The organism is Bacteroidota bacterium, assembly GCA_018266835.1.
Classification (GTDB): domain Bacteria; phylum Bacteroidota; class Ignavibacteria; order Tepidaquicellales; family Tepidaquicellaceae; genus JAFDZO01.
Genome location: JAFDZP010000002.1, coordinates 1523805 through 1541160 on the forward strand (window position 1 = coordinate 1523805; position 17356 = coordinate 1541160).

17 protein-coding genes are annotated in these 17356 nt (G+C 35.1%); 11 read left to right on the forward strand and 6 right to left on the reverse strand.

Features of this window, described 5'->3' with window-relative positions; all coding sequences use genetic code 11:
• Positions 1–4: 4 nt before the first annotated feature.
• The 3 genes from JST55_08450 to JST55_08460 all read right to left on the reverse strand — a co-directional run bounded on the left by JST55_08450 (position 5) and on the right by JST55_08460 (position 2408).
• On the reverse strand, positions 5–1231 hold the full coding sequence (locus JST55_08450) for a tetratricopeptide repeat protein (GenBank protein MBS1493527.1): 1227 nt from the start codon (positions 1229–1231) through the stop codon (positions 5–7).
• Positions 1232–1314: 83 nt separating this feature from the next.
• Complete coding sequence (locus JST55_08455) at positions 1315–1668, reverse strand: hypothetical protein (protein MBS1493528.1); 354 nt, start codon at positions 1666–1668, stop codon at positions 1315–1317.
• A 389-nt stretch (positions 1669–2057) separates the two neighbouring features.
• Positions 2058–2408 (reverse strand): T9SS type A sorting domain-containing protein, encoded by a 351-nt coding sequence (locus JST55_08460; GenBank protein MBS1493529.1) that lies wholly within the window; start codon positions 2406–2408, stop codon positions 2058–2060.
• A gap of 272 nt (positions 2409–2680) precedes the next feature.
• Between JST55_08460 and JST55_08465 the strand changes: the two genes are divergently transcribed.
• The 3 genes from JST55_08465 to JST55_08475 all read left to right on the forward strand — a co-directional run bounded on the left by JST55_08465 (position 2681) and on the right by JST55_08475 (position 4591).
• Positions 2681–3244, forward strand: a complete 564-nt coding sequence (locus JST55_08465; GenBank protein ID MBS1493530.1) for a DUF1579 domain-containing protein — start codon at positions 2681–2683, stop codon at positions 3242–3244.
• 102 nt (positions 3245–3346) lie between these two features.
• The gene (locus tag JST55_08470) at positions 3347–3916 is read left to right on the forward strand and encodes a DUF1579 domain-containing protein (protein ID MBS1493531.1); all 570 of its coding nucleotides are present in this window, start codon (positions 3347–3349) and stop codon (positions 3914–3916) included.
• Between the two features lie 105 nt (positions 3917–4021).
• On the forward strand, positions 4022–4591 hold the full coding sequence (locus JST55_08475; GenBank protein MBS1493532.1) for a DUF1579 domain-containing protein: 570 nt from the start codon (positions 4022–4024) through the stop codon (positions 4589–4591).
• 62 nt (positions 4592–4653) lie between these two features.
• Here JST55_08475 and JST55_08480 read toward each other — a convergent pair whose 3' ends face one another.
• Positions 4654–6399, reverse strand: coding sequence for a T9SS type A sorting domain-containing protein (locus JST55_08480; protein MBS1493533.1), 1746 nt, complete (start codon positions 6397–6399; stop codon positions 4654–4656).
• A 467-nt stretch (positions 6400–6866) separates the two neighbouring features.
• On the opposite strand from JST55_08480, the gene JST55_08485 reads away from it, so the two are divergent.
• From JST55_08485 to JST55_08515, 7 genes are all read left to right on the forward strand, one after another.
• Positions 6867–8306 carry a hypothetical protein gene (locus JST55_08485; GenBank protein MBS1493534.1) on the forward strand — a complete coding sequence of 480 codons (1440 nt, stop codon included), beginning with the start codon at positions 6867–6869 and terminating at the stop codon, positions 8304–8306.
• 1 nt (position 8307) lies between these two features.
• On the forward strand, positions 8308–9753 hold the full coding sequence (locus JST55_08490; GenBank protein MBS1493535.1) for a hypothetical protein: 1446 nt from the start codon (positions 8308–8310) through the stop codon (positions 9751–9753).
• Positions 9754–9868: 115 nt separating this feature from the next.
• A complete protein-coding gene (locus JST55_08495) occupies positions 9869–10399 on the forward strand; it encodes a hypothetical protein (protein MBS1493536.1) in 531 nt (176 codons plus the stop codon).
• Positions 10400–10432: 33 nt separating this feature from the next.
• Complete coding sequence (locus tag JST55_08500; GenBank protein MBS1493537.1) at positions 10433–11440, forward strand: SPFH domain-containing protein; 1008 nt, start codon at positions 10433–10435, stop codon at positions 11438–11440.
• Positions 11441–11443: 3 nt separating this feature from the next.
• Positions 11444–12262 (forward strand): zinc ribbon domain-containing protein, encoded by an 819-nt coding sequence (locus JST55_08505; GenBank protein ID MBS1493538.1) that lies wholly within the window; start codon positions 11444–11446, stop codon positions 12260–12262.
• 11 nt (positions 12263–12273) lie between these two features.
• Positions 12274–13389 carry a hypothetical protein gene (locus JST55_08510; protein ID MBS1493539.1) on the forward strand — a complete coding sequence of 372 codons (1116 nt, stop codon included), beginning with the start codon at positions 12274–12276 and terminating at the stop codon, positions 13387–13389.
• A 24-nt stretch (positions 13390–13413) separates the two neighbouring features.
• Positions 13414–14022 carry a hypothetical protein gene (locus JST55_08515; GenBank protein ID MBS1493540.1) on the forward strand — a complete coding sequence of 203 codons (609 nt, stop codon included), beginning with the start codon at positions 13414–13416 and terminating at the stop codon, positions 14020–14022.
• A gap of 138 nt (positions 14023–14160) precedes the next feature.
• Here JST55_08515 and JST55_08520 read toward each other — a convergent pair whose 3' ends face one another.
• Both JST55_08520 and JST55_08525 read right to left on the reverse strand, forming a co-directional pair.
• Positions 14161–14736, reverse strand: a complete 576-nt coding sequence (locus JST55_08520; GenBank protein MBS1493541.1) for a hypothetical protein — start codon at positions 14734–14736, stop codon at positions 14161–14163.
• A gap of 130 nt (positions 14737–14866) precedes the next feature.
• Positions 14867–16714 (reverse strand): WG repeat-containing protein, encoded by a 1848-nt coding sequence (locus JST55_08525; GenBank protein MBS1493542.1) that lies wholly within the window; start codon positions 16712–16714, stop codon positions 14867–14869.
• A gap of 249 nt (positions 16715–16963) precedes the next feature.
• On the opposite strand from JST55_08525, the gene JST55_08530 reads away from it, so the two are divergent.
• A complete protein-coding gene (locus JST55_08530; GenBank protein ID MBS1493543.1) occupies positions 16964–17290 on the forward strand; it encodes a hypothetical protein in 327 nt (108 codons plus the stop codon).
• Positions 17291–17356 lie beyond the last annotated feature (66 nt).

Sequence of the window (17356 nt, forward strand, 5' to 3'; positions counted from 1 at the left end):
AATTCTATTTTATATTGTACTGCCATAAGGTGTCTGCGTAATCAATAAGAGGCTGCAGTTCATCTTTCAGTCCCGGTTTTATCTTTATAGCCGTTTTCCAATATTCAATTGCTTTTTCGTATCTTTTTTTCTTGTATTCACAAAGTCCCATATTTATGAGAGCGTTTGTATTGTTCGGTTCTTCTTTAATAACTTTTTTGAAATCATCCAAAGCGTCGTCGTAACTTTCATCGCTCATTAATACTACACCTCTGCCGAAATGGGCTTCCAGATTATCAGGATTATTTTTAACTACATAATCAAAATCTTTAATAGATAGTTCGAACTCATTCATTTTAAAATAAGCATCTGCTCTGTTATTGTAAGCAGCAGCGTATGTCGGGTCTAATTTTATTGCAGCGTTGTAATCACTTACGGCTTTTTCATATTGCTTTCTTGCAAAGTATGCAAGACCTCTGTAGTTGTATGCTTTATGGTCTTTGGGGAACATCTCAAGGAACTTTGAATAAAATTTTATTGCTTCCTCGTTCTTCCCTTCTTCAAAAAGGTTTTTTCCCTGATAGAAAAAATTCAATGCTTCAAGTTTTTTTCTCTCGTTATATGAATCAAGCTTTATCTTGTAAATTTCATTTATCGGGATTGCAAAGTTAAGGTTGCTTCCTTCTTTCATACCCATAGAGCTAATTCCTATCAATTCTCCTTTGCCGTTAAGTACGGCTCCGCCGCTGCTTCCCGGTGAAATGCTTGCTGTAATCTGTATGAAGCTTTGTTTTATTTTTCCGACTTCCGAGCGCGTTCCGCTGATAATACCTTCAGACATTGTATTTTCTAATCCAAGCGGACTTCCGATTGCATAAATTTTCTGTCCGACTTTTATATCTCCGTTAGTTCTTATTTCGGGGTAAGTGCCCTGATCAATTTTTATAATAAGTAAATCGCGTTCGATATCTACACCAACAATGTCATTATATCTTATAGTGTCACCTTTATGCACGATCTGAAGTTTTTCGCATCCTTCAAAGATATGGAAATTGGTAACAATCCATCCTTTCTCGTTTATAATAACTCCGCTGCCCTGAGCTTTCGGAGAGCCTGTGAAGTCATATGAATAAAGTACTACTATTGCGTCCTGATATTTTTCGAAAATTTCTTCGGGTTTTAATTCCTGTGATATGGCATTTGTGAAGAAACTGAAGAGAAACAAACTTAATACAACTAAGGAGGGTTTCATAAACTATATTATTTTACAAAATATATAAAAAAATAATATAAATTTATATAAAAATAGTTATAGTTGAGATTTTTTTCAGAAATTTATGGCGGAGGAGTGGTAATAAAATTTATAAGAGTTACTACATACCGAAATGCAAGGAAATAAAAGAGATTTACAAACGTAAACCTGAATATGAAGTCAGCGGGAAAGCTTTTTAAAAATCTAAAGGTATTAGAATATTTTTCAAGATAAAATTCGTAAAAGGTAGATTTCGGGTCAGTGGAAGTATGGTATTGAATTACAAGAAAGCTGGCGTGAATAATGCTTAAAAGAATAATTGTTACGGGAACAAAAATAATGTAGGAAACACTGACTTTAGGAGGTAAAGTTACTATAAATACGTATGCACCGGCAGCAGTATATGATAAACGTAACCAAATATGTTTAGTAAGCATTCAAAATAAGTTTTTCTTGGCAGGTATCATTTAAATTATAAAACGTAAATCTTAAAATAAAGACTAATTAAACTTCTTTACCTTGCGATAAAGAAGTTTAATCAGCATGAATTTGTAATGCCTTTTAAAAACATCACTAATAACGATCGGGGCAATTAGCTCACCTTTGAGAGAATTTTTCCTAGTAAACAATAGTACAGTTTGTAACAATTTGTACATTCGTATACTTTTATACCGAGGATTCCCAAGAATCTATCCAAGGCTTTACGTGATTTCATTCTCCTGAAGCGCGAGTTTTTTTTGCAGTGGGGACAATTTATATTATTCGCTTTTAAGAACCCCCTTTACTTTTTTTGTTTTACAAAAATATAAAATTCTGAGCATATAAATCAAATAATTTTTATATTAATTTTTCCAAATTTATAACAATTCTTAATTATTACATAAGGTTTTTTTTTAAAATTTAATTGTTTAATTAATATCATCTTTTTTGTCTCACTAAATTCTCCGCTTATAATTTTGTAAAAATATATTCCTGATGGTAAATTCCTTATATCAAAATTAACTTCGTATTTTCCTGAAATTTTTTCTTCATTCACCGGCTCTTTTATTACACTTCCAAGTAAATTATACACAACTATTTTTATCTGTCCGTCCTTCGGAATGCTGTAGTTTATTTTTGTTGCAGGGTTTTGCCGAAGATAAGAATAAAATAATAAAAGTAATTTCCCTATTAGCAGGAATAGGGATGAAAAGCTTTACCGGAAATTATTTTATTCCTATATTATTGGAGCGCGGACACACAGGAAAGTTTAATTGAGTTCTTCACAAAATCCGTCAAAAACCCGTCATTTCAGGTGATAAAAAAAAATGGTGTTGTAAAAACAACACCGGAGTTTCTAAAACCCGACATTTTCCCGACTTTTTGAAAACATATTCTTCATTTAATTTTTATTTAAAAATATTTTGATTAATTTTCCTGTACAAACTATTTAACCAAAACCATAATAATATGAAAAAATTAATTTATCTCTTTTCATTTTTGATGCTGATACCATTTTCAGCGTCAGCTCTAAAAGCACAAAGCCAGGACGACATGAAAAAATGGGCAGACGCCATGACTCCGGGCGAAGTTCAAAAAGGAATGGCAAAAATGACAGGTGACTGGAAGTTCACATCAAAATTCTGGATGGCTCCGGGACAGGAACCAATGGTCAGCGACGGCACAGCACGCTATGATATGCTCCTCGGCGGAAGATACCTTCAATTAAAGGTAAACGGAAATATGATGGGAATGCCTTTTGAAGGAATCGGAATAACAGGTTACAACAACGTATCAAAGATGTATGAAAGCTCATGGATAGATAATTTCGGAACCGGTGTAATGTATATGACAGGAACAGCCGATGATAAAGGAGTAATTACTATGACAGGTTCAATGGTTGACCCGCTTACAGGTAAATCACAAATGGAGAAACAAGTATTAAGACAGGACGGCGATAAATTTATAATGGAAATGTATGATAACAAAGGCGGTACAGAAGTGAAAACAATGGAAATAACTTACTGGAAATAATTTAACATAACTTCAGGGACGTCTTCAGGCGTCCCTAATTTTTATAACTCCGTCCCCGGCTAATCAATCGAAAAATAAACTCATTAACAAAATTCTTTTATCATGAAAAAATCAGTTAATCTTTTTTCGTTTATTGTATTACTTTTTTTATCTGCATCTGTTTTGAAAGCACAGAGCGCAGATGACATGAAAAAATGGGCAGACGCAATGACTCCCGGAGAGCAGCAAAAAGGAATGGCTAAGATGACGGGCGAATGGAAGTTCACTTCAAAATTCTGGATGGCACCGGGGCAAGAACCTGTATCAAATACCGGAACAGCCAGATACGAAATGCTTCTTGGAGGAAGATATCAGAAAGTTACTGCAAGCGCCAGTATGATGGGAATGCCTTATGAAGGTATTGGAATTACGGGCTACAACAATGTTTCAAAATTGTTTGAGAGCTCATGGGTAGATAATTTCAGGACAGGTGTAATGTATATGACCGGAACAATGGATGATAAGGGAATGATAACAATGACGGGCTCAACTGTAGACCCTATAACCGGAAAGATACAAATGGAAAGGCAAACGATACGACCTGATGGAGACAACAAATATATTATGGAGATTTACGATACAAAAGAAGGACAGTCTGAAGTAAAAGTTGAGGAAATTATTTACGAAAGATAAATATTTTTCTTTTAGGAAGAAGGACGTTGAATTTGACCTTCTTTAATTTATACATCTCACATTTTAAAATCACAACTCAGTTTTATTAACTTAAACTTTTTAATTATGAAAAAATTAATTCTTCTTTGTTCGTTACTGGTAATTCTAACATCTTCGGTATCAACACTAAAGGCTCAGGATCAGGAGACAATGAAACGCTGGATGGAATATATGACTCCCGGTGAACAGCATACAGCTATGGCAAAATCGGTCGGTGACTGGAAGTACACGTCAAAAATGTGGATGGACCCTGCACAGCCGCCGACAACAATGGACGGCACAGCAAAGTTTGAAACAGTTTACGGCGGAAGATATTTACAGGCAAAAATTACCGGTACAATGATGGGAATGCCTTTCGAAGGAACATCATTAACCGGTTATAACAATGCTACAAAAAAATATTTCAACACTTGGATTGATAACATGGGAACAGGTGTAATGGTAACTGAAGGTACAAGCGATGCTTCAGGTCTTATTACTTTAACCGGCTCTATGTTTGACCCTACCACAGGGAAGAATTGCACAATGAGAGAAACATGGAAGATGGATAACGCCAATAAAATGACTATGGAAATGTACAGCACACCTGAAGGCGGAACGGAAAAGAAAGATATGGAAATAGTTTACACAAGATAATTTTATAAAAAAGGGGCGTTTTAAAACGCCCCTTTAAAATAAATACTATTCAGATTTATAAATTACTTTATTAGTATCATTTGTTTTGAAGCTGTAAACTCACCGCTTGTAATTTTATAAACATAAATTCCGCTTGAAAGATTTGCTGCATTGAAATTAATATCATAGTTGCCTGCAGCCCTATTCTCATTCACAAGTGAAGCAACTTCTTTTCCGAGTAAATCAAATACAGCAAGCTTTACAAATCCCGGTTTAGGGATTGAGAAATTTATTACCGTGGACGGATTAAAAGGATTCGGATAATTCTGCTTCAATTCAAACCCTGAAACAACAACAGGAGAATTGTTTCCTAAGGAAACAACCGATGGTCTGTTATAAACTCCGTCATGTCTTACATTGTACTGAAAAACCGGAAGTACAATTTTAGAAGCGTTGTAGTTCTTTCCTGTATTCCAAAGATATAAATTTATATTTGCAGTCGCGCCAAAACCCGTTTGTCCCGAGCCGATAATATCAAGAATTCCGTTTCTGTCGATATCGGTTAAACATGGAACATTAAATAATGTTGTTCCTGTTAATGTCAGGGGCCATCCTGTTACTGGTGTGCCGTCACTATTGTAGGCAAGGTACTGACCTAGTCCGCTTCCGGATGTAGTGTTATCGTCAATGATTAATTCCATACTGTTGTCGTTATCAATGTCTCCGATAAGTATCTGGCTGTTGATTGCGTTCAGAGTTCCTATTGGAAATCCTGTAAGCGGGTTGCCGTTTATATCCCAGCAATAAAGTTTATCAATAGGTGTTCCGCTTAGCACCTGGTCACCAACTGCAACATCAAGTACGTTATCACCATTAATAAAACCAACTGCAGGGGGAGTGTAAACCCAGTTGTCCGTTATCTTCGGCCAGCCTGTATAAACACTTCCGTCATTTTTAAGAATGGTTACACAGCCTGTTCCGGTTTGCGACTGCGAACCGAATATAATTTCTCTTTTGCCGTCGTTGTTGACATCGGCAAGAACGGGGGAAGAGTATGAGTTTTTAAAATCACCGGGGAGAACGTATGGAAAGCCTGCGAGTAAATTCCCGTCTTTATCCCATGCATAAAGAGATGTATATGATTCTGAAACAATTTCAGGAACTCCGTCACCTGTAATATCGCCCACTGCTGAGCTGGATGCAGGAACGTGGTTAATAGGTTTTGGCCAACCGGGATAAACGGTTCCGTCTCCTTTATAAACCCAGACTTCACCTGCGCTTGATAATCTTTTGTTAACTATAATTTCCAGCTTGCCATCATTGTCTAAATCTGCAAGGACTGGTGTACGTGAAGAGTAGCCCGGTGAAATAGGGAAGCCTGTTACGGCTGTTCCATTTTTTTTATAAGCATAAATTTTTCCTTGTGAGCTTCCGAATGTAGAAACACATACAATTTCTTCCTGCCCGTCGCCATCGATATCACCAAATGCAGGCGCGCCTTGCAGCGGCTGAGTGCCAACATTAATGGGCCATCCTGTAACATTTGAACCGTCTTTGTTATAAGCATAGATTGTAGTGTTTATGTTTATAACAATTTCGAGGTCGGGGTCAGAATCCATATTGCAAAAAATAGCGCCTTCAAATGTTGTACCTGCATTCACTTTTGGAAATCCCGGAAACGTTGGAAGCGTATCCATGGGAGATGCAACATTGTAAGGAGCGGTGATTTTATTTTTGGGGTTTGATATTCCCATTACATCGGGAATATTTACTTGTGAAAAAACATCTGAGAAGAGAGACGAACAAAATACTAATAGAAGGGGCAGCAATACTTTTTTCATCATGATATGTTTAATTTATAAACAAAAATTCCAAATCTAAAATTAAAAGTAAATGCAGGAATAAATTGTTTTATAAAAGGAAAACCCGTTTCGTTAAACAGACCGAAACGGGTTTGCTATTGGCAGTAATTGGGAGAATATAGAAAGTGTCAGATATTTATCAGCAATGCTTTCTCTGCCGAAAACGGCACGATTACATGTGATGTGAAATTGTGCGAGTTTTTCATAGAGGTTTTATTTTTAAATTTTTTGTTTTCTGCTTTTCCTTGAAAATGAATGTCATTTTCAAATGCAGATAAAATTAGCTCTTTTTTATGCCTTAATACAAAGAAACATTTAAGGCTGTGTGAAAGGAGATTTTTAAAAAACGCTAAATACAGCTTAAAATTGAAGAAAATGTATTGAAATGTGTGACGATATGTATCGTTTTTTTTCGTATTTTCCGCATATAAGGAATGAAAAACACGCGAATAGCAGAGATTTTAAAAACTTTTACAGAAAAAGAACTGAAGGGCTTCGGTGATTTTGTCTCGTCAAAATATTTCAATCAGAGCGATAAAATAGTAAAGCTATTTGAAATCCTTAGCAAGTATTATCCGGATTTTGAAGGCGATGAACTTGAAAAAGAGAAAGTGTTTGTAAAACTCTTCGGAAAGAAAAAATACGAAGACGAAAAAATGCGGACGCTGATTTCAAATTTAATGAAACTCTGCAAAAAATATCTCATTCAGTTAGATATAGAGTCAAATGCAAGCCGGACAAATCTCCACTTACTAAATCAGTTAAAAGACCGCGGACAGAAATCACTTTTTGATTACGAATACAATAAATTGAATTCCGCTCTTGAGCAAAACTGCTATAAAGAGAGGGAATATTTTTTTGTAAAATACTATATGGAGCAGGAGATGTATTACAGTAACCCTACTTCAATAAACGATAATTATCTTCAGCAGCCTTTGATTGAAAAAGTTTCAAACAATTTTGAAATCCTGTTTCTCATTGATGCACTGGAAATAAATTACAACAAGCTTACCAGAAAGAGTAAAGTAAATTACAATCCCGAATTCATTTTTTTAGATGTAATAAAATCAAAAATAGAGAACGGAGATTATTCCGAGATTCCTATTATTCCTCTGAAGTACTACATCTTTATGTGCGTTCAGAATCCCATGCAGGAAGAGTATTATGCACAAGCTGAAAAGATTTTCTATGATAATCTTGAAAGAATTTCTCCCCATGAAAAACCATATATCAATACAGGACTGATAAATTATTGCTGGCTGAGAGTTGGTACAGGAGATGTTAAATACTTTCGCAAGGTATTTGAAATGTATAAAATCGGGCTGGAAGAGGGGATATACTTTTATGAGAATAAATACCTTCTTAACTCTTTATTTAACGGAATAGTAAAGTGCGCATGTTATCTTAAGGAATACAAATGGCTGTTTCAGTTCATACACGAATATAAAAACAAAATTGACCCCGAGCACAGAAAAGAAATTGTGAATGTTGCGTACTCAAAATATTATTTTGAGATAAAAGATTTTGATACTGCGCTTAAACATGTTAATAAAATAAACCCTACCAATTCGCTGCTTAAATTAGAAATAAAAGTGCTTACAATAAAAATTTTATATGAACTGAATTATCTTGAAAGCGTTTACTCATCCATTGATTCTCTGAAGCATTTTTTCCGGAACAACAAATTGCTTCATCCGGGAACAATAGAGCAGGGTTATGCATGTTCAAAAGCATTTAAAAAACTGTGTGACCTGAAAATAAAAAAAGATAAAAAAGAATTAGAGTTTTTCAGAAAATCGATAAACGAATCCAATGAGCTTGGAATGATAAATACCAGATGGATTACGGAAAAAATTGATGAAATATTAAAATAATATGCAGAATACAAGATTAATAGAGCTATTAAGAACATTCAAAGAAAAAGAATTTCTCGGGCTGGAAGATTTTATTTCTTCAAAATACTTCAATAAAAATACTCAGATAATAGAGTTGTTTTCCCATGTAAAAAAGTATTTTCCTTTGTTCGATTCCGAAGAGCTTAGCAAACAAAATCTTTACAATAAAATCTTCGGTAATAAAAAATACAGCGATGAAACAATGCGGACGCTTATTTCGGGACTGATGAAGCTTACAAAAAAATATTTGATTCAGATTGAGCTTGAAAAAAGAAATCCTTATTCCAATTTGTTTCTTCTTGAACAGCTTAGAGTCCGAGACCAGGAAAATCTTTTTGAATATGAGTTCAGCAAAGCAGATAAATTCCTTGAAGAAAATTTATATAGAGAGGGAGAATATTTCTTAGCCAGGTATTTAAGTGACTTCATGAATTTCTACGGGCATCCATCAGGTTTTAAAGATTCAAACTTAGAAAGTAACCTGATATATAAAATCGGCGCTAGCCTTGAGCGATATTTTTTACTCGAAGCAATGGATGTTAATTATCAGATGCTCACAAGAAAAATAAAAATGAATTACCAGCCGAAATATATTTTCCTGGAGCATATAAAAAGCAAAATAGAATCAAATGAATACAACGATGCGCCGCTCCTGCCATTGAAATACTATTCGTTTATGGCAATTGAGAACAGAGATAACGAGGAATATTTTGAAAAGTGTCAGGAATTATATTTTCAAAGCTTTGATAAAATTTCTGAGTTTGAACGCGGTGCTATTCATCTGGCTATGGTAAATTATTGTATGCTTAGTATTTCCGCAGGAAAAGAAAAATATTTTGAAAAATCTGTAGTGTTGTACAAATTTGCGCTTGAGCATAATCTGTATTTTCAGAATAACAAATATTTGCTTCCTTATATGTATCACAATATTGTGAAGAATGCAACGTACATAGGGGATAATAAGTGGGCTTATAACTTTATTTTTGAATACAAAAATAAAGTCCCGCCGGAAGTAAGAAAGGAAGTAGTGAATGTATCATACGCAAAATATTATTTTGAAACAGGGGACCTGGATTCAGCATTAAAACACATTAATAAAATTAATCCACAGAATGCTCAATTAAAGTTTGAAGTGCTTACATTATTTATTAAGATCTTTTATGAACTGGATTATGTTGAAAGTGTCTATTCATCAATCGAGTCCTTAAAGAGATTTGTCAAAACCAATAATTCGCTTGCTCCATCATTTATTACCGGCGGAAAATATTTTTCAACTTACATGCGCAAATTTATGGACCTTAAAGAGAAGTTCAGGAAGAACGATCTGGATTATCTCAGAAAAGAAATCAGTTCTATACAGGATTTCGGTTTAATTAACCGGAAGTGGATTTTACAGAAAATTGACGCCGTTTTAAAGAAAAGATAAATAGTTGAAACTATTGCGGGATTTTTGCTGTACAATATCAGTAAATACCCGGAACCCGAGTATTTTACATAATTTATTCTAAAAAGAAATTTCGATATATTAAATAAAAATCATTATGAGCGACTTACAAACACAACTAAATACGGTTAAAGCAAACGAATCGTGGCTTGAAAAAATCAAACGCTATATTCCAGGTTATGACGGATATGTAAATAAAGATAATGCAAGAGAGCTTGATACGATTGTAAGAAATCAGCTTGCAGCTAATCTTGAAGCAAATAAAACAAGAATAAAAAATGCTGTTTCAAGTCTTTCTAAAAACGGAAGACTTTTTGAAACAAGTGATATAGATAAGATCGATAAAAAGAATGAGAACTGTATTGCTCAGTTTAAATCAGCAGCGCGCGGTTACAGCGGAGCATTTGACGTTGTTAAAATAAAAGAAGATAAGCTGAACAGGATTTACGAATTTGATAACGCGCTTTTAACAGATGTTGAAAACATTAACGCTTTATTTGCTGCTTTAGAAAACAATGCTGCGGCAAATCTTGACGTTTCTCCCGATGTTGCAAAAGTTTCTTCAGCTTTAGATGAGCTGCTAAGGAAATTTCAGGAAAGAGAAAATCTGCTGCACGCTTTTAATTAACATCATTCAAAAAGAAAATTTAAATTTAATTATATGGCACTTTTAGATGTAATACAATTTTTTGATGAAACAGGAAAAACCATGGTTCATCGTGAGCCGCAGGACGGTTCATCTGCAATAAGATTAGGTTCGCAGTTAATTGTTCAGGACTCACAGTCAGCTTTATTTTATCGTGACGGTAAAGTTCTCGATGAATTTACGGCAGGAAGACATACCTTAACGACTGAAAATATTCCGCTGCTTACGAAATTAATAAGCCTTCCGTTCGGCGGAACATCGCCGTTCCAGGCACAGGTGTACTTCCTTTCAATGAAGAAATTCATTGACTTGAAATGGGGTACAAAGTCACCTATAAATTTCAGAGACAGTGAGCTTACCTATGTTCAGCTAAGAGCATCTGGTAAATTCTCCATTAGAATTACAAATCCGAGACAATTCATGCTGGAAATAGTTTCCACACAGGGATTATTTACAACGAATGACATCGAAGATTATTTAAGAGATGCAATCGTTTCAAGACTGAACAGCGTACTTGGTAAAAATCTCAAAACGGTGTTTGAGCTCGGACAATATTTTGCGCAGATTGAATCGGGAGTGAAAGCTGAAGTTGCTGACTTCTTCAATGCTATGGGTATAGAGCTTACCGATTTAATTATCGTTGGTATTGTGCCACCGGATGAAGTACAGGAAAAAATCAATGAGAGAAGTTCAATGGGTGCGCTTGGAAATCTTGACCAGTATATGAAATTCAAAACTGCTACAGCAATTGAAAAGGCTGCAGAGAATGAAGGCGGCGGCGGAACGGCAGGACTTGGAGTCGGACTTGGCGCTGGAATGCAGATGGCAAATATGATGGGACAAAGTATGAATCAAAACAATAATCAGAACCAGCAGAACAACCAGCAAAATCAGCAGCAGGCAAAAATGTCTGTTGATGAAATAATGAGCGCGATAGAAAAATTAGGAAAGATGAGAGATGCAAAGCTTATAACGGATGAGGAGTTTGATACAAAGAAAAAAGAACTTTTAGCAAAAATGTAAAACATGGCTCAACAAGTTTTAGATAAAGTTCGTTGTCCTCAATGTGGCGCGGATAACGATCTGCCCGTTGACGAGAAATTTCTTGAGTGTGCTTACTGCGGTTCGGCTATTTACGTTGATAAACGCAAAGTCGTAACGCACTTTGTTGTAGCATGCAATTTCAATAAGCAGGATGCAGAAGGTAACTTACGAAGATGGATGGCAGGCAATTTTCATGTAAAGGATTTAGATAAGCTGGCTCAGATATCACAGGTGAATTTCTATTATTTCCCTATGTGGTATTTTAAATCTAAAGATACTTCATCCGAAAAAATTTATCTTCAGCCTGCAACATCTACGTCCATATCTGAAATTAAAAAAATCAATATTCCTGCAGGAAGCCTGAAGGTATTTAAAGAAAAAGAATTCAATGCTTCTGAATTCATTGTTCCCGATGTAATGTACGATGCTGCGCAAAGCTGGCTGCAGCAGTCAGGTGTGAATCTTGATACGATAGCAGAGTCTGACTTAGTCCACATTCCATTTTATCAATTCTATTATACATATAAAGGACAGCAGTACACTGCATTAGTTGAAGCATCTTCAGGTAAAGTATATGCAAATGTCTGGCCGACAAAATCAGAAGCGCCGTTCAGAGTAATGTTCGGTGTTGGTATATTTGTTTTTCTGGTAATGAGTCTGATATCTTTCGCAATTGGTTTTATGATTGAGAAAAAAGCGGCAGTAGCACTGGTCTCGGGAGAAATGATAAAATTTCCTTTGTATATAGTTGCAGCAGTTCCGCTTATAGTAATTGCATATTTCATAGCTAAAAAAGTTTAATTAGAGATTTAATGGATACAACGGTAACAGCTCCTGTAAAAAAAGAGAAAGTTATAAAGGGCATAACATGTCCTGCATGTAATGGCGAGCTTGATTTAAAAGAGGGCATAAAAACATTCAACTGTAAATACTGCGGAACACTTCTTGCCGTAAAAGGAGAGAGCGGCGCCGCAAAATATTATGTACCGAAGACCATAAAAAAAGAAGATGCTATAGGCAGGACTTTCAACTGGCTGGATAAAGGTATTTCAAAAGCTAAAGGCCTGAAGGCAAGCTCAAAGATTGATGAGGCGTTCTTAACTTATATTCCTTACTGGAGAGTCAGAGCCGATGTAGTCGGCTGGGTGTTCGGTCAGGAAAGAAGGACAAGAACGGTTAACAACAGAACTGAAACATATTACGTTGACGTAGAGAAAAAAATTCAGCAGTCGTTTGATAGAACATTTCCTGCATGCGATGTTGCAGAGCTTGGAGTTAAGCAGGTAAATCTCACAGGGGATGAACTGCTTCCCGTTGATGTTGAAAGCCTTCAGCAGGACGGAATGATGTTCAATATCGTTTCCTCAGAAAAAGAAATTTATGACTATGCAAAAGATAATTTTGCCTCGATGGCAAGAGCTTCTGCAAATGTTGACAGAGTTTCATTCGAGCATTATGATTTAGTAAGAGATGATTTGAATGTTGTTTATTATCCTTTATGGGTAGTGCGTTATGTTTTTCAGAACAGAACATACCAGGTTATTGTTGACGGTCAGGATGGAACAATCTGCTACGGTAAAGCCCCGGGTAATAATTTATTCCGAGCCGTTATGGGAATTCTTGGAGTCGGCGCAGGCATGTACCTGGCAACTTTATTTGGTGCATTTGCCATAGGAGAAAGCTCAGGGAAAGGCGCACTCGTTGCGTACATAGTAGCTCTTGTTGCAGGAATATTTTTAATTAAATGGGGATACAAAAAATTCAGATACGGCGGCGAGATAGAAGAAGGAACAGGAATAATCGAAGAGAAGGCAGTGACTCCGGTGAAGACACAGTCCAGCCAGGGATTTGATATAGCTAAAGATGTCGTAACTTCAGTTGCAATTGGAAGCGTAATGGATGCTGTGTTCAGACAGATGCGAAGATAAATTTTAAACTCCAAAATTTTAACAATGTCAGATTTTAAATTAGTTGCCATAAAATGTAAATCATGTGATAGCGGACTTGTTGTCTCGCTTAACGATAATATAACTTATTGTCAGAGCTGTGGAAGCGGATGGGAAATTATTGACGGTGAGCTTCATCCGATTGAAATAAATTTTGCTGCCGCAGCAATGCGCGGAGACGGCGAGCTTGTTTACAAACCATTCTGGCTGGTGACAGCTAACATAAATATTCTGGAGCGGGAATCATCCGGAGGATTTTTCTCTAATCTCTTCGGCGGCTCTAAAGAGCAAACTTCCGGCACAATAAAATTTTATATTCCCGCTTTTACATGCGAGCTTGAAAAAATGAAAAATCTTGCGCTTGCATTTACAAGCTCAAATCCCGTTGCATCACCTCAGAAATTTAATACCAGACTTGTAGGCTTCAACTACGGTAAAGAAGATGCAAAAAAACTTGCTGAATTTTTATTGATAACAATTGAAGCAGAGAAATCCGATACAATAAAAACTTTCCGCTACGATATGAATTTTGAAAAGCTTGAGATACTGGGTATTCCATTCTACCGCCTTCCTAATAACAAAATGAAAGATGCGTTAATGGGAATAGAAATTTAATCAATGATTATCTTTTTATTTTTCTTAACCATTTCATCTTAAAACTCAGGTTTTACTACTAAGCACGTCCGTATTTTCAAAGAACTAAATTATTGTAAAAACTTATATCGAAAATTACGCCCCCTCGTAAGTTTTGGCTTAACCTGTTGATTTATCAGAAATGCGTTTGTAAGATTTTTCACTTCCCCTCTTCCTGAAATTCATTTCTTCCTTATCGGTCAATTTTTCTTTTTCGTATGTTCTGTAAGGGAGCGGCTGAGGCGGATTTGCCTTTAGCTGCTTCACTTCACTCTCCGGCAAAGCGTTTGTATTTGCGCCTTCAAGATATGCATCTTCCCTGTCCAGTCCTTTATGAAACATTTTTCTGATGCTTGAGTATCCCCACTCCGATGTGCTTAAAATATATTCATCATCTTTCTTTTTACTCTGTGTATATTTTTTCTGCGGTGCTGTGCCGTTTTGCGGAAAAGTCGCGAGATACCACTTAGTAGTTTCCTTATCGTTGCAGATTATTGCATCAAATATATTGAGCTGGGCGTAATCATAAATGCGCGATTTTTCCTGCTCAAGCATTTCCAATATGTCACAGTTCTCCGGCTTATGAATGAATTGCGAGACGGCTGCGCGCGTTACACGCAGGTCATCTGCAACCCGCTGAATTATTCCGAACGAAAAAGGAACTCTGGATATGACTTCTTTTCTTGTGAGTTTCATATAGTGATGTAATTTTAAGATTTCAAAAAATTACAAAATAATAATAACAGTTTTTTAAAAACATACGGGTGAACCTATTAGCACTAATAGGGAAGAAAAGAAAAAAAGCGCTTGACAGAAAACTTTAAACTTATGGATTAATTAGATGCGTATAGGGATTTGCAAAGTCATAATTAAAATTATCAAGTCTTCTCCAGAATTGAGTGCGGTTTATTTTGCATTCAATTTCATTGCTGTGGAGCTTTAAAGTTTTTTTATAATTGTAGGGGTCGGCAATTTCCAATTCTGCTCTTATTTTAGTTTCAAAATCACCTTCAAATATAGGGAATATGTATTGCTGAGCGTTATTTTTTGAGAGCATTATCGGAACGTAATCAAAATCAATAAAAAAATTAAACTGTCCTTCAATATATTTCCACTCTTCTTTTTCATTCAGTGCCTGAAGACGGATATTTATAAATTCCGTTATACCAACCTTAACAACGGTATCATAGGTATTTATTATGTACATTTCAAATGCTTTAAATCGATTAGAAAGCAGAACAGCATCTTTATCATTTACAAACAATGTTATCCCCTTTTGCTTAATTTTACTTTTATTAAAATCTATTGTTCTTTTTCCTTTAACACGGCTTGGTTCATAGTTCATCTCTTTTATGTAATCAATATTTATTACAGATTCTTCCGGAAATAATTTTGATTTGTAAATAAGCCTGCGGGATTTATTAAAACAATAATAATAAGATGAATCGAATGCTGATAATGTCCCGTTTTTGTTGATTATAAAACGGAACACGTTTGTAACAGTATCTTTCTTTTGAAGGTCATTCCCTATAAAAATTGAAACAACCGGAGTTTTGTAGTAAAAATTTCCCGATTCTTTAAAGAATAATATTCTTCTTTTTAAATTCCAGTTTCCGTATTCCTCCAGCGAGTAAATTTCTTTTTCCTGATAAGGAATAAGCTCATTACCTTTAGTATCATATAATGCGTATAAAGAATTTTTTTGAAGTATAATATAATTTTTATCGTTGTTTTCAGTTTTTATAAGATCGTAGGCATTTGTATCTATAATCCTTTCCCCCATATCATTCATTAAAACACTTTTTTTCCAACCTGTATAATTCACAAGAAAAGTATTTTCTGTTAAAGGTTGTATATAAAAGATTTGTTTATCTATGTAAATTTTTTTATTTCCGTTTAAAATAATTGCTGATGAATCATCTTTATAATTTCTGTTTATTATAACTGCGGCAGTATCATTCAGCAAAGTAAATGTATAATCGTTGCTGTAATTCTTAAAATCAAAATCAAAAATTTTAAGTTCTCCGGTCTTGCTTACGTAACCTTTTTTTTCGGTACCTGCAGAATCGCCGTATAGAGTTACCCTTACTCTGCCATTGCTTACGGAAGCATATTTATATTTCTCAGGGGTAACAATAAAATTAAATTCAGAATTGATAACAGATACTTCGTACTCAGGTCCGTTTTTAATATTACCTGAAGGGATAATTTTGTAAACAGATGCAACTCCGTTTTCAAATTCGCCTATCTCGGAAAAAACAGTATCGATTATAAATTCTCCTTTTGAATTTATAATTCCGCTGTGCTTGTAATATGTTTTAACAATTGCTGCTGAATCAGTAATGAATTTTACTGATGAGTAATTAGGAAAAAAAATTTCTTTTCCGTCTGCGAATAAAAAACCTGCGGTGCTGTCTTTATAAATAAGCGCAGTACCGTTTCTAAAGCTTTCTGCATAGTCATATTTAGGCTGAACAACGTATACGCCCTTTGTATTTATAAAGCCGTACTTGCCGGAAATTCTTGCTGCTGCGGGACCATCATAAAAATCATATGCGTTTGCAAATACAGGCTTGATAGCAACTTTTCCCGTTGTATCAATATATCCGACTTTGCCTTCAGAAAAAATTCTTATTAATGAGTTACCATATGCAATATCTTCTGGCGATTGCAAAATTGATTGCGCTGAGGAAATTAAGGGAAGAGAAAAAATAAGGATAAAAATGAGGAGAAGAAATGCGAGAGAGAACTTTGATTTCTTCATGATAATATTATAAGTTACTTAATTAAAATATACAAATACTTTTGGAATAAGTAAAGAGTTATTGTTTATAAAAATCCTTGTGGATTAAATCTTTGTGTTTGTTCTCACGTATAAATAATAAACGGCTGACACAATTTTAGCAGTAAATAAAAACAGGCGATGTTAGTTTTTATTAAATCAGTTCACACATTTATATGGCTTGTAATGACCTGCGCAAACTTTCTTGCGTTTTACTTTGCTTATATAGGAATGTTTGATATGTGGTTCTGGATTCCATGCCTGCTGATAGTCTCTGAAATATTTATTATTCTTTTTAATAACTGGAGATGCCCTATAACACCTATAGCGGAGAAATATACAACTGACAGAAAAAGTAATTTTGATATTTACCTTCCCGAATGGCTTGCAAAAAATAACGTGAAAATATTTTCAGTGATAATTGTAGTGGAGATATTGATTGTGAGTGTGAAAGGAGTTTTTAAGTAGTTAACCATCCCCTCCTTATTAAAGAGGGGAAAGTAATTTGCAAAAAGAATTTTACGGACAACTGAC